This window comes from Pseudomonas sp. NBRC 111123 (assembly GCF_001320205.1).
Lineage (GTDB): Bacteria > Pseudomonadota > Gammaproteobacteria > Pseudomonadales > Pseudomonadaceae > Aquipseudomonas > Aquipseudomonas putida_J.
Window position 1 is genome coordinate 1 of the sequence record NZ_BCAZ01000065.1, and the last position, 13,267, is coordinate 13,267.

Consider the following 13,267-nt stretch of genomic DNA (forward strand, 5'->3'; position numbering starts at 1 on the left):
GCTCGATCTGATAGGCGCAGAAAGCATCAAGGCGAACACCTGTCAGCCCAAACTCACTTGGCCTGGTAGATGATCCCCGGGCTGCACTGGACCATCTGGTAATGGTCCGGCAACCCGTTCAGCGCTTCCGAGGCGCCGAGGAACAGGTAGCCCCCAGGCTTCAGCGTGCTGTGGATACGCATCAGGATGTCCTTCTTCACCTGCGCCGAGAAATAGATCAGCACATTGCGGCAGAACACGATGTCGAACTTGCCCAGGCTCGCATAGCTGTCGAGCAGGTTGAACGAGCGGAACTCGACGCGGCTGCGGATCGCCGGCTTGACCGCCCAACGCCCCGGCGCCTTGGTGTCGAAGTAACGCTGCAGGCGCTCCTGGGACAGGCCACGGGCAATTGCCAGGCTGTCGTACTCACCGGTCTTGCAGTTGGTCAGCATCGAGCCGGACAGGTCGGTGGCAACGATCTGCGCCCCCATCTTCAACTGGCCCAGGTTGCTGCGCTCGAACTCGTCGATGGCCATCGAAATCGAGTAAGGCTCCTGCCCCGACGAGCAGGCCGCCGACCACATGCGCAGGCGCTGGCCGGGATTGTTCCTGATGAACTCGGGGATGACCTTGTTCTTGAGCACTTCGAACGGGTAGGTATCGCGAAACCACAGGGTCTCGTTGGTGGTCATCGCATCCACCACCTGCTCGCGCAGACCGCCCCGCGGCTGGGTCTGGATACGTTGCACCAGCTCGCCCAGGCTCTTGATGCCCTGCTGTTCCATCAGCTTGTTGAGACGGCTGGAAACCAGGTACTGCTTATTCTCCCCCAGCAGGATGCCACAGGCTTTTTCCAGGAAGACCCTGAACTGTTCGAACTCCAAATTACCCGTAGACACTACTGCCGCCTCTTTTCAATCACTGGTGCCGGGGGGCATGCCCCCGGCTGCTTCAATGCGTTGCCTTGATCCGGTCGACCACGCGCTGGGCCAAGTCGTCCGGCTTGAACTTGGCCAGGAAATCATCGGCCCCGACCTTCTTGACCATCGCCTGGTTGAATACCCCGGACAACGAAGTATGCAGGCAGATGTGCAATTTTTGCATGCGCGGGTCACTTCGGATCTCCGCGGTCAGCGTATAGCCGTCCATTTCCGGCATCTCAATGTCGGAGATCATCATCAGGAACTCTTCTTCGGGCTTCTTGCCCTCGTCCACCAGCTTGCGCAGGTAGTCCAGAGCCTGCCGGCCATCGTTGAGCGCCACCACTTCCACACCCACCGTCTGCAGGCAACGGCTGACCTGCTTGCGCGCCACCGACGAATCGTCGACGGTCAACACCCGCAGCAGCGTGGCCTTGTCCTGCACCTCGGCATCGACCACTCCGGCAGACACCGACTCGGACGACGGCGCCACTTCGGCCAGCACCTTCTCCACGTCGATGATCTCGACCATGCGGTTATCGACCCGGGTGACGGCGGTCAGGTAATGATCGCGGCCGGTGCCCTTGGGTGGCGGATGAATCTCTTCCCAGTTCATGTTGACGATGCGCTCGACCGAGTGCACCAGAAAGCCCTGGGTCTTGGTGTTGTACTCGGTGATGATCACGAAACTGTTGCGCGTGTCTTCCTGCAACCCTGGCAGGCCGGTCGCCATCGACAGGTCGAGGATCGGGATTGTCGCCCCGCGAATGTTAGCCACGCCTCGCACCACCGGGTGCGACCTGGGCAGCACGGTCAGCTCAGGGCACTGCAGCACCTCGCGGACCTTGAATACGTTGATGCCGTAAAGCTGCGCCCCGTTGAGACGGAACAGCAGCAACTCCAGGCGATTCTGCCCGACCAGCTGTGTGCGCTGGTTGACTGAATCCATTACCCCCGCCATGCCTGACTCCTTATGCTTTCTGCCTTTTTGGTGCTACATGGTCACCAAGTCGGCACGGGCTTTGCTTTTTTGAGCGCCATGTACACGAAAACGACAAATTTCCGACGACTGACGCACCTGCTGAGCGGCTCGCTCGCCGTGCTGTGCCTGCTGGCACCCGGCGTTCGCACGCTGGCGGACGCGGTTACCTTGCCTGAACAGCTTATCGGTGTCACCCAAGGGTTTCTTGAATTCAGCGTCGAAGATTACCTGGCCACCACCCAGACCCCAGGGCGTTACGAAATCCAGGTCAACCCGCTCGACCCGCGCCTGCGCATGCCGCTGTGCAGCCAGCAGCTGGACGCCTCGCTGGAAAGCCCGGCGCAACCACTGGGCCGGGTTACCGTGCGAGTGCGCTGCGACGGCAGCGCACCGTGGACGATTTTCGTGCCGGCCACCGTACGACTGTTCCGCGACGTGGTGGTGGTGACCCGCCCACTCAAGCGCGACAACCTCATCGGCGAGGGCGACGTGGCCCTGCGCGAACGCGACGTCGGCACATTGCCCCAGGGCTTTCTCACCGACCTCGACCAGGCGGTTGGCATGAAGATGCTGCGCCCGACGGTGCTCGACCAGGTCCTCACGCCGCAGCACCTGGAGCAAGCCGAGGTGGTGCGCAAGGGCGATCATGTGGTGATCACCGCGCGCAGCGGCTCCCTGAGCGTGCGCATGCCTGGCGAAGCCTTGGCCAAGGGTGGCCAGGGTGAGCAGATCCGCGTGCGCAACCTCAATTCGCAGCGGGTAGTCAAAGCCCGGGTCACAGGCCCCGGCCAGGTCGAGGTCGCCATGTAGATTACGCTGGCGGTGTGTGACTGCTTTTCCTAAACTGTGCGGAAACGGGTTCGCGAGCTTGCTGACAGGCGGCTAAGCATTTGTGCCTAAAGTTTCTTTCGGGTTGGCCGAAAACAAGGCAAGCGTCCAAATACCCAGAGGTTTCTGATCATGGTCATCGACTTCAGTCGTTTGAATAACTCTCCGTCGGTTACGGGCGGCGTTCGTGGCAATGCCACGCCCGGCAACGCCGAAAAAACCGGCGAAACCCAAGACGCGCCAAAAAGCGCCAGCGCCAGCGGAGAAGCGGTACACCTCAGCCAAGAGGCCCAGCAGTTGCAAAAGGTCAGCGACAAGCTGCGCGACCAGCCCGTCGTCAACAGTGCCCGCGTGGCGCAGTTGAAACAGGCTATCGCAGACGGCAGTTACCAGGTCGATGCCGGCCGGGTCGCCAGCAAACTGCTCGATTTCGAAGCCCAGCGCTGACCGTTCGGCGCGCTGACTTCACGGACGCTATGTAAAGCCAAGAGTTAGCCATGCACGACATCACCTTGCTGCAACTGATCGAAGACGACATCGCCCCGACCCAGGAACTGCTCGACCTCCTCCAGCAGGAGTCGATGGCCCTGCACGGCCGCGACATGGCACCGCTGGAGGGCATCCTGGCCCGCAAGCAGTCGCTTATCGTCCTGCTCGAGCAGCAAGGCATGCGTCGCAGCAACCTGCTCACCAGCCTCGGCCTCAGCGCCAATCGCGCCGGTGTGCAGGCACTGGCGGCGCAGTCGGACAACGGCGAGCTGATCATGCAGCAGCTCGAAGTGCTGAACCAGCTGATGAACGACTGCCAGAAGACCAACGAGGCCAATGGCCGGATCATTCAGGTACAGCAGCACGTCACGGCAAACCAGATCAGAATCCTCCAGGGCGGTGAAGCACCATCGCTCTATGACAGCCGTGGCACCACTTCTCCACTTGCCAAGCCCCGGGCGCTCAGCCAAGTGTGATTACTTCTATCAAGGCACGGAACATACTGGCAAAATGCCGTTACTTGCGTGTGTCGTTTTTGCCTGGAGATTGAAAACCCGTGTTCAATGAAACCGATGCCCCGCAACCGCCAAAGGTGCTGAACACGCCCTTGGAGATCGCGGCCAACCTGCGCCAGCTGCAAGAAAGCCATGATCCACTGATCATCACCTTCCACGAGCGCAGCCAGCGGTTCCAGAGCTATGTGGTGCATGTGGACCGTGACAGCAATACCCTGGCACTGGACGAAATGATCCCGCGCGATGGCGAAAAATTCATCGAGAACGGCGAACCGTTCCGCGTTGAAGGCTTCCACGACGGCGTGCGCATCGCCTGGGAATGCAATCACGAACTGAAGATCAGCGAAGTCGACGGGCACCGCTGCTACCGCGGCGCGATGCCGGAAGAGATGACCTACCACCAGCGCCGCAACGCCTTCCGTGCCGCGCTGAAGCTGTCGCAACTGGTCGATATCATCCTCGACGGCAGTTTCCTCAAGGGCAACGGCGCCCTGCGCGGCAAGCTGCTGGACATTTCCGCCACTGGCTGCAAGCTGCGTTTCGAGGGCAACGTCGAGAACTGCCTGCAACTGGGCCAGGTGTACGAACGCTTCAAGGCCAGCAACCCGCTGGGGCTGGTCGACACCATGGTCGAGCTGCGCCACTTGCACTATGAAGAGCGGATCAACACCACCTTCGCCGGCGTGCGCTTCCATAACCTCAATGGCCAGGCGCAGCGCAAGATCGAAAGCTTCGTGTACCAGCTGCAGCGTGAAGCGCGGCGGTTCGATAAAGACGATTACTGATCGTTTAGCCGCAATCATTCCCAGCATACCGGCCCAGGCGTGCTGGGCGTGCAGGTTGCGCCCTATGCGTTCAAGGAAGACCTTCCCGCTTCTGGATCCCCCCTTGCCTAAATAGGATTTCTGCGTCGCCCTGTTTCAGGGCATTCAAGCGTAGAGGCCCAACATGATCCGTTCCCACTTCACTGCCGAACTTCACAGTCAACATGGCCACGTGGGAGTAATCGAAACCTCGGCAGGCGTCCCACTGATCTACGCCCCGCTGGAGAACGAAGACAGTGGATGGCTCTGCCACAATCAACCTGAACGGATAGGGACATTCGTACCTGTCAGGTTTCAATTCCAGTTCCTCAAGGCTACAGATAACTATGTGCACTACAGCCTTACAGCTACCGGTGCTGGAGCCTATGAAGGCGCTCGACTTGAAGCCAATAAATTCGACTGGCTGGGGCTGTATGGCACTCACACCTTGGGCACAATTGTCGATGCTCTCAACCCTGTGAAGCTACTGGAGCGTCACTACTGGAAAGTCGAGCCGCTGCAGGACTGGGATGGAGAAGTCACCAGTGCCGCCAGCGTGGATTTCAATCTGCGCGACAGGCACGGCTACCGGGTTTGCGAAGCAATGAATGATCCTCTTATCGGCAGCATCAAAGGCAAGTTCCTGCGCGCCGGTGATAACGACGGAGAAATCCTCACGTTCCGCTTGCACGACATTCAGCTCACCTGACGCCTGAGGACGCTGACACCGAAACCGCCCCTGACGATTACATCTGATCGCAGGGCGCGCGCGGCGCATCGCTTTTTACCCACCCACCGTTTCCAGCTGATACATTGACCTCCGCTTTATTACGATCACCGCTCCGCCCCACCAGGGCATGGGTCATTCGGAGATCATAATGATTCGCTCTAACTTTACTGCAGAGTTGCACAGCCAATACGGGCAAGTCTTGGTCACAAGCTACGGCACGTTAGGAACAAAATCTGAGGTGTTGCTTCCCCTCACCGGCTTCACCAATGGCTGGCTTTGCCACCACCCTGGCAAACGCAACAACCTCATCCCTATGAAGTTTCACTTTGAATACATCAGATCGGAAGAAAACCGTGTCATTTATCAAATCACGGCAGGCGAAACACTTGAATTCAAATGGGCCAGGCTTGACAAAGACAATGCCGACCGCCTTGGCCTGTATGGTACCGGCCTAATAGGCAGGATTACAGATAACCTGAGTCCGGTAAATGTGGTCAAGAACACGCTGGACTTACACTATTGGAAAGTTCAACCCCTGGAAGAGTGGGATGGCGATATAAACAGCGCCGACAAGATAGATTTTTATCTGCGGGATAAATACGGCTATCGCGTAGCGGTTGCGAACGACCGGGCGAATACCAAAAATTTGTACGCCGGATCCGCTGATGGAGAAATACTACGGTTCAGGCTGCGCAACATCGAGGTCGAGTAATCCGAGCCCTGCAGAGTCAGCCTGTGAGCACCTTACCCACGTGCTCACATCGGCTGGCTAGCCGTCTGTTCGGGCGCTGTCCCCTCCCCACTCGCCACCTGCTCGTCTTCAGTATCCTCAGCCGCAACCGGCGTCTGCATAACATCTTGCACAGTCTGCTCGTCCACCCGCGGGTCGAGCGCCGCCGACAACGGCGAACCTGCCGCCGGCATGGCCACGTGGCCCAGCGGTGCGTCTTGTACCTGATGCAGGCCGGTAACCGCTTTAGGCCGGATCCGCCATACCAGCACCAGCGCGAAGAACACGAAAAAGGCGTACAGCATCTGCGAGCCCAGCACCTTCATCAACACACCCGCCGCCAACGGCCCGATGCACGCCCCCACGCCATAGGTCACCAGCAGCATCGCGGTCAGTGAAACGCGCCGTTCGCTTTCCACATGGTCATTGGAGAAGGCGACCGCCAGCGGATACAGGCAGAACTGCAGCAGCGAAATCACAAAGCCGATGCCGAACAGCAGTTCCAGCGGCACGCTAGGCAGAATCGCCAGCGGCGCCGCCGCCAGTGCCAAGCCCACCGCCACGCTGCGGATCAGCACCGCCCGGTCGTAGCGGTCGGACAACCAGCCCAACGGCCACTGCACCAGCAGGCCGGCAAAGATGCAGCTACCCATGAACAGACCGATCTGCTCGGTGGACAGTCCCTGGCTGGAGGCATACAGCGGCGCCAGGCCGTAGAACGAGCCGACGATCAGCCCCGACCCCAGCACCGTGCTAAGTGACTGCGGCACCCGCTTTATAAAGAACTTCGGCTCCATCGGCGCCGGGCGCAGGGGGGCCGGGTGAATGCGACGGGTCATGGCCACCGGCACCAGGCACAGTGCAAAGCACATGGCGACCAGCATCAGTAGTTCAGGGCCGAGCTCGGGATGCACCACCAGGATCAGTTGGCCAAGCACCAGCCCCAGGTAGGAGGCGATCATGTAGCCGCTGAACACTGCACCACGGTGCTTGGCATCGGCCTGCTCGTTGAGCCAGCTTTCGATGACCATGTACTGGCACATCATCCCCAGGCCGACGATCATCCGTAGCCCCACCCACAACGGCAACCAGCTGGTCAGGCCATGGCCCAGCACCGCTGCGCCGACGATACCGGCACAGGTGGCGTAGGCACGGATATGCCCTACCCGGCCAATCAGCCGGTGGCCGACCTTGCCGCCCACGGCCAGGCCAAAGTAGTTGGCCGCCATCAACGCACCTACCCACAAGCTGTCGACATGGTCGGCCGCCAGGCGCAGCGCCAGGTAGGTGCTGAGCAGGCCGGAACCGATCAACATCATCAAGGCGGCGAAGTACAACGACTGAAAGGGCTTCCAGATGTTTCGCATACGTCCCGTCGAACTCCCTGGTCAGGTGGCGTTGGCTTGCTGGCAAGCATAAAAGCAAATTGGCCAGGGCGCAGTCCCCTGCCAGACAAATAGCCAGACAGGGGCGCGTCCAGTGCCGGTCGTGTCGCGATCAGACCTGCGCGGCCAGCACGCGCCGCTCCCACGGCGTGATCTCGTTCAAGAAATCCGTCAGTTCCAGGGTCTTGCTGGCAATGTAGCCGTCGATGAATTCGCTGCCGAACAGTTCCCGGGCCAACGCACTGCGCTTGAGGCGTTCGAGGGCCGCATGCAGGGTGCACGGCAGGCTCAGATGCTCCGGCACCTCGAATTCGCCCTGGATCGCCGGGGTTGGCTGCAGGCGCTGCTCGATGCCATGCAGGCCGGCGGCCAGGCTGGCAGCGATGGCCAGGTAAGGGTTGGCATCGGCGCCGGGCAGGCGGTTTTCGACCCGCCGCGCCACGGGGGCACTGGCTGGAATGCGCAAGCCGGCAGCACGGTTGTCTTCGGACCAGCAGGCATTGTTCGGCGATGCGTACGGGTGGCACAGCCGTTGGTAGGCGTTGACGTTGGGCGCGAACAGCGCAGTGAAGTCGGCCATGCACGCCTGCTGGCCGCCGATGAAGTGGTAGAAGGCATCGGTCGGCTGGCCCTGCTCGTCGCTGAACACATTACGCCCGCTGGCGATTTCCACCAGGCTTTGGTGAATGTGCATGGAGCTGCCCGGGGTATGCGCCAGCGGCTTGGCCATGCACACCACGCTCAGGCCGTGCTTTAGCGCCACTTCCTTGAGCAGGTGCTTGAACAGGAAGGTCTGGTCGGCCAGCAGCAGCGGGTCGCCGTGCAACAGGTTGATCTCGAACTGGCTCACGCCCATTTCATGCATGAAGGTATCGCGCGGCAGGCCCAGGGCCGCCATGCACTGGTAGACCTCCTGAAAGAACGGGCGCAGGCCGTTGTTGGAGCTGACGCTGAACGCCGAATGGCCAAGCTCGCGGCGGCCATCCTTGCCAACCGGCGGCAGGAACGGTTGCCGCGGGTCGGTGTTGGGGGCGAAGACGAAGAACTCCAGCTCGGTTGCCACCACCGGCGCCAGGCCCAGGGCAGCGTAACGGGCGATTACAGCCTTGAGCTGCCCTCGCGTGGACAGCCCCGATGGCCGGCCATCGAGCTCGTTGGCGTCGCAGATAGCCAGCGCCAGGCCCTCCTCGCTCCACGGCAGGCGGTGGATCTGCGCAGGTTCCGCGACCAGCGCCAGGTCACCGTCGTCGCTGCCATAGAAGCGCGCCGGCGGGTAGCCGCCCATGATGCATTGCAGCAACACCCCCCGGGCCATCTGCAGGCGGCGGCCTTCGAGGAAGCCCTCTGCGGTCATCACCTTGCCGCGCGGGACGCCATTGAGGTCGGGGGTGACGCATTCGATCTGGTCGATGCCCTGGAGGAGCTCGGCAGGCGAGCGGTGGGCGGCGGTGGTCATGACGCTTGTCCTTGTTGTTATAGGCTGACAACAACATAGGCTTGGGGTGTTTAAAACATCAAGCACCCTCTGTATTGCCTGTGCCGGCCTCTTCGCGGGTAAACCCGCTCCCACAGGAATCACACAATGCCTGAGGCTTGTGCAGTACCTGTGGGAGCGGGTTTACCCGCGAAGAGGCCGGCACAGGCAAACACTATTCGCGCAAGGTCATGCCATTGGAAGGCAACGGCAACGCCGTCTTATACCTCACCTGCTTGAGGGCAAAGCTCGAACGGATGTTGGCCACCCCCGGCAACCGTGTCAGGTAATCGAGAAACCGCTCCAGCGCCTGAATGCTCGGCAACAGCACCCGCAGCAGGTAGTCCGGGTCGCCAGTCATCAGGTAGCACTCCATCACCTCCGGCCGTTCGGCGATCTCTTCCTCGAAGCGATGCAGCGCCTGCTCGACCTGCTTCTCCAGGCTGACATGGATGAACACATTCACATCCAGCCCCAGCACCTCTGGCGACAGCAAGGTCACCTGCTGGCGAATCACCCCCAACTCTTCCATTGCCTTGACCCGGTTGAAACACGGCGTCGGCGACAGGTTTACCGAACGGGCAAGTTCGGCGTTGGTGATGCGTGCGTTGTCCTGAAGGCTGTTGAGAATGCCGATATCGGTACGATCGAGCTTGCGCATGAGACAAATTCACCGGTTTTTTGTGTTTATCCGGAATGTTTATCTCCCCCGTCAGACAAAGGCAATCAACTTGAGAGAAAAATTCTCCTGCCCTCCCACTAAGATGTAAAAGACGCTGACCTACCAGTCACAAGCCGGTACTCAGCGGCGGCCGCTTCAGAGCTCACAAAAACAACATCCGAGCGAGCGTAAAAAGCATGAACGAGTACGCCCCCCTGCGTTTGCATGTGCCCGAGCCCACCGGCCGGCCAGGCTGCCAGACCGATTTCTCCTACCTGCGCCTGAACGACGCGGGTAAAGTCCGTAAACCCCCGATCGATGTCGATGCTGCCGACACCGCCGACCTGTCCTATAGCCTGGTCCGCGTGCTCGACGAGCAAGGCAATGCCCAAGGCCCATGGGCCGAGGACATCGACCCGCAGATCCTCCGCCAAGGCATGCGCGCGATGCTCAAGACGCGCATCTTCGATAGCCGCATGGTGGTTGCCCAGCGCCAGAAGAAGATGTCCTTCTACATGCAGAGCCTGGGCGAGGAAGCCATCGGCAGTGCCCAGGCGCTGGCGCTCAACCGCAGCGACATGTGTTTCCCCACCTACCGCCAGCAGAGCATCCTCATGGCCCGCGACGTGTCGCTGGTGGAGATGATCTGCCAGCTGCTGTCCAACGAACGCGACCCGCTCAAGGGCCGCCAGCTGCCGATCATGTATTCGGTGCGCGAAGCCGGCTTCTTCACCATCAGCGGCAACCTGGCGACCCAGTTCGTGCAGGCAGTCGGCTGGGCCATGGCCTCGGCGATCAAGGGCGATACCAAGATCGCCTCGGCCTGGATCGGTGACGGCGCCACCGCCGAGTCGGACTTCCATACCGCCCTCACCTTCGCCCACGTCTACCGCGCCCCGGTGATCCTCAACGTGGTCAACAACCAGTGGGCCATCTCCACCTTCCAGGCCATTGCCGGTGGGGAACAGACCACCTTCGCCGGCCGTGGCGTGGGTTGTGGCATCGCCTCGCTGCGGGTCGACGGCAACGACTTCGTCGCCGTGTACGCCGCCTCGCGCTGGGCCGCCGAACGAGCCCGCCGCGGCCTCGGCCCATCGCTGATCGAGTGGGTGACCTACCGTGCCGGCCCGCACTCCACGTCGGACGACCCGTCCAAGTACCGCCCGGCCGATGACTGGAGCCACTTCCCGCTGGGCGACCCGATCGCCCGCCTGAAGCAGCACCTGATCAAGATCGGCCACTGGTCCGAGGAAGAACACCAGGCCACTACCGCCGAGTTCGAAGCCGCGGTCATCGCCGCGCAGAAGGAAGCGGAACAGTACGGCACCCTGGCCAACGGCCACATCCCGAGCGCGGCTTCGATGTTCGAGGACGTGTACAAGGAAATGCCTGACCACCTGCGCCGTCAGCGCCAGGAACTGGGGGTCTGAGATGAACGATCACAACAACAGCATCAACCCGGAAACCGCCATGGCCACCAGCACACTGACCATGATCCAGGCCCTGCGCTCGGCCATGGATGTCATGCTCGAGCGCGACGACAATGTGGTGATCTACGGCCAGGACGTCGGCTACTTCGGCGGCGTGTTCCGTTGCACCGAAGGCCTGCAGACCAAGTACGGCAAGTCGCGGGTGTTCGACGCCCCAATCTCGGAAAGCGGCATCGTCGGCACCGCCGTGGGCATGGGTGCCTACGGCCTGCGCCCGGTGGTGGAAATCCAGTTCGCCGACTACTTCTACCCGGCCTCCGACCAGATCGTCTCGGAAATGGCCCGCCTGCGCTACCGCTCGGCCGGCGAATTCATCGCCCCGCTGACCCTGCGCATGCCCTGCGGCGGCGGCATCTACGGCGGCCAGACCCACAGCCAGAGCCCGGAAGCGATGTTCACCCAGGTCTGCGGCCTGCGCACGGTCATGCCGTCCAACCCGTACGACGCCAAGGGCCTGCTGATCGCCTCGATCGAATGCGACGACCCGGTGATCTTCCTCGAGCCCAAGCGCCTGTACAACGGCCCGTTCGACGGCCACCACGATCGCCCTGTCACGCCTTGGTCGAAACACCCGCAAAGCGCCGTGCCGGATGGCTACTACACCGTGCCGCTGGACAAGGCGGCGATTACCCGCCCTGGCAATGATGTCACCGTGCTGACCTACGGCACCACGGTCTACGTGGCCCAGGTGGCCGCCGAGGAGTCCGGCGTCGACGCCGAAGTCATCGACCTGCGCAGCCTCTGGCCACTGGACCTGGAGACCATCGTCGCGTCGGTGAAGAAGACCGGCCGCTGCGTGGTCGTGCATGAAGCCACCCGCACCTGCGGTTTCGGCGCCGAACTGGTGTCGCTGGTGCAAGAGCACTGCTTCCATCACCTCGAAGCACCGATCGAGCGCGTCACCGGTTGGGACACCCCCTACCCCCACGCACAGGAATGGGCTTATTTCCCAGGCCCTTCGCGGGTAGGCGCGGCATTGAAACGGGTCATGGAGGTCTGAATGGGCACGCACGTCATCAAGATGCCGGACATTGGCGAAGGTATCGCGCAGGTCGAGTTGGTGGAATGGTTCGTCAAGGTCGGCGACGTGATCGCCGAGGACCAGGTGGTGGCCGATGTCATGACCGACAAGGCTACCGTGGAAATCCCTTCGCCGGTCAGCGGCAAGGTGCTGGCCCTGGGTGGCCAGCCTGGTGAAGTGATGGCGGTGGGCAGCGAGCTGATCCGCATCGAAGTGGAAGGCAGCGGCAACCATGTGGATGTGCCACAGGCCGAACCTGTGCAAGCGCACAGCGCGCCCGTTGCACCCGCTGCGCCCCAGCCAGAAGCGAAAGCGCCACAGCCTGTGACGTACCAGGCACCCGAGCATCACGTCGAAGCGCCGATCGTGCCGCGCCAACCGGGCGACAAGCCGCTGGCCTCGCCGGCGGTGCGCAAGCGCGCCCTGGATGCCGGCATCGAGCTGCGTTACGTGCATGGCAGCGGCCCGGCCGGGCGCATCCTGCACGAAGACCTCGACGCTTTCATGAGCAAGCCGCACAGCCCGACCGGCCAGGCGCCGAGCGGCTATGCCAAGCGCACCGACAGCGAGCAGGTGCCGGTGATCGGCCTGCGCCGCAAGATCGCCCAGCGCATGCAGGACGCCAAGCGCCGGGTCGCGCACTTCAGCTACGTGGAAGAGATCGACGTCACCGCCGTGGAGGCCCTGCGCCAGCAGCTCAACGCCAAGCACGGCAACACGCGCGGCAAGCTGACCCTGCTGCCATTCCTGGTCCGCGCCCTGGTCGTGGCCCTGCGCGACTTCCCGCAGATCAACGCCACCTACGACGACGAAGCCCAAGTCATCACCCGCCACGGTGCGGTGCATGTGGGCATCGCCACCCAGGGCGACAACGGCCTGATGGTACCGGTGCTGCGCCATGCCGAAGCCGCCAGCCTGTGGGCCAACGCCGGCGAGATCTCACGCCTGGCCAACGCCGCACGCAGCAACAAGGCCAGCCGTGAAGAGCTGAGCGGCTCGACCATCACCCTGACCAGCCTCGGCGCCTTGGGCGGCATCGTCAGCACCCCGGTGGTCAACACCCCGGAAGTGGCGATCGTCGGCGTCAACCGCATCGTTGAGCGGCCGGTGGTGATCGACGGCCAGATCGTCGTGCGCAAGATGATGAACCTGTCCAGCTCCTTCGACCACCGGGTGGTCGATGGCATGGATGCCGCACAGTTCATCCAGGCCGTGCGCGGCCTGCTCGAACAACCTGCTTGTCTGTTCCTGGAGTGA

The 13,267-nt window shown here is 62.1% G+C and carries 14 protein-coding genes; 9 read left to right on the plus strand and 5 right to left on the minus strand.

The window, feature by feature from the left end:
• Positions 1 to 53 precede the first annotated feature (53 nt).
• Positions 54 to 881 (minus strand): protein-glutamate O-methyltransferase CheR, encoded by an 828-nt coding sequence (gene cheR, locus APH27_RS23635; protein ID WP_027921141.1) that lies wholly within the window; start codon positions 879 to 881, stop codon positions 54 to 56.
• Between the two features lie 52 nt (positions 882 to 933).
• Complete coding sequence (locus tag APH27_RS23640; protein ID WP_027921140.1) at positions 934 to 1,863, minus strand: chemotaxis protein CheV; 930 nt, start codon at positions 1,861 to 1,863, stop codon at positions 934 to 936.
• Positions 1,864 to 1,941: 78 nt separating this feature from the next.
• On the opposite strand from APH27_RS23640, the gene flgA reads away from it, so the two are divergent.
• The 6 genes from flgA to APH27_RS23670 all read left to right on the plus strand — a co-directional run bounded on the left by flgA (position 1,942) and on the right by APH27_RS23670 (position 5,961).
• Positions 1,942 to 2,694, plus strand: a complete 753-nt coding sequence (flgA, locus tag APH27_RS23645) for a flagellar basal body P-ring formation chaperone FlgA (protein ID WP_027921139.1) — start codon at positions 1,942 to 1,944, stop codon at positions 2,692 to 2,694.
• A gap of 150 nt (positions 2,695 to 2,844) precedes the next feature.
• Complete coding sequence (gene flgM / locus APH27_RS23650; protein WP_027921138.1) at positions 2,845 to 3,159, plus strand: flagellar biosynthesis anti-sigma factor FlgM; 315 nt, start codon at positions 2,845 to 2,847, stop codon at positions 3,157 to 3,159.
• A gap of 50 nt (positions 3,160 to 3,209) precedes the next feature.
• Positions 3,210 to 3,677 (plus strand): flagella synthesis protein FlgN, encoded by a 468-nt coding sequence (locus APH27_RS23655; protein ID WP_027921137.1) that lies wholly within the window; start codon positions 3,210 to 3,212, stop codon positions 3,675 to 3,677.
• 80 nt (positions 3,678 to 3,757) lie between these two features.
• Positions 3,758 to 4,501 (plus strand): flagellar brake protein, encoded by a 744-nt coding sequence (locus APH27_RS23660; RefSeq protein WP_027921136.1) that lies wholly within the window; start codon positions 3,758 to 3,760, stop codon positions 4,499 to 4,501.
• 163 nt (positions 4,502 to 4,664) lie between these two features.
• Complete coding sequence (locus APH27_RS23665) at positions 4,665 to 5,228, plus strand: hypothetical protein (RefSeq protein ID WP_027921135.1); 564 nt, start codon at positions 4,665 to 4,667, stop codon at positions 5,226 to 5,228.
• Between the two features lie 169 nt (positions 5,229 to 5,397).
• Complete coding sequence (locus APH27_RS23670; RefSeq protein ID WP_060486041.1) at positions 5,398 to 5,961, plus strand: hypothetical protein; 564 nt, start codon at positions 5,398 to 5,400, stop codon at positions 5,959 to 5,961.
• A 44-nt stretch (positions 5,962 to 6,005) separates the two neighbouring features.
• On the opposite strand, the gene APH27_RS23675 is transcribed toward APH27_RS23670, so the two are convergent.
• The 3 genes from APH27_RS23675 to bkdR form a co-directional block, all read right to left on the minus strand.
• The gene (locus APH27_RS23675; protein ID WP_060486042.1) at positions 6,006 to 7,346 is read right to left on the minus strand and encodes an MFS transporter; all 1,341 of its coding nucleotides are present in this window, start codon (positions 7,344 to 7,346) and stop codon (positions 6,006 to 6,008) included.
• Positions 7,347 to 7,476: 130 nt separating this feature from the next.
• Complete coding sequence (locus APH27_RS23680; RefSeq protein ID WP_177331721.1) at positions 7,477 to 8,718, minus strand: glutamine synthetase family protein; 1,242 nt, start codon at positions 8,716 to 8,718, stop codon at positions 7,477 to 7,479.
• Positions 8,719 to 9,013: 295 nt separating this feature from the next.
• On the minus strand, positions 9,014 to 9,499 hold the full coding sequence (gene bkdR, locus APH27_RS23685; RefSeq protein WP_012315571.1) for a Bkd operon transcriptional regulator BkdR: 486 nt from the start codon (positions 9,497 to 9,499) through the stop codon (positions 9,014 to 9,016).
• A gap of 197 nt (positions 9,500 to 9,696) precedes the next feature.
• On the opposite strand from bkdR, the gene APH27_RS23690 reads away from it, so the two are divergent.
• Genes APH27_RS23690 through APH27_RS23700 form a run of 3 tightly spaced genes read left to right on the plus strand, consistent with a single transcriptional unit; the run spans position 9,697 to position 13,267 of the window.
• Complete coding sequence (locus tag APH27_RS23690; RefSeq protein WP_027921131.1) at positions 9,697 to 10,929, plus strand: 3-methyl-2-oxobutanoate dehydrogenase (2-methylpropanoyl-transferring) subunit alpha; 1,233 nt, start codon at positions 9,697 to 9,699, stop codon at positions 10,927 to 10,929.
• Between the two features lies 1 nt (position 10,930).
• On the plus strand, positions 10,931 to 11,989 hold the full coding sequence (locus APH27_RS23695; protein WP_060486044.1) for an alpha-ketoacid dehydrogenase subunit beta: 1,059 nt from the start codon (positions 10,931 to 10,933) through the stop codon (positions 11,987 to 11,989).
• Positions 11,990 to 13,267: a dihydrolipoamide acetyltransferase family protein gene (locus tag APH27_RS23700; protein ID WP_060486045.1), complete on the plus strand. Its 1,278-nt coding sequence runs from the start codon at positions 11,990 to 11,992 to the stop codon at positions 13,265 to 13,267.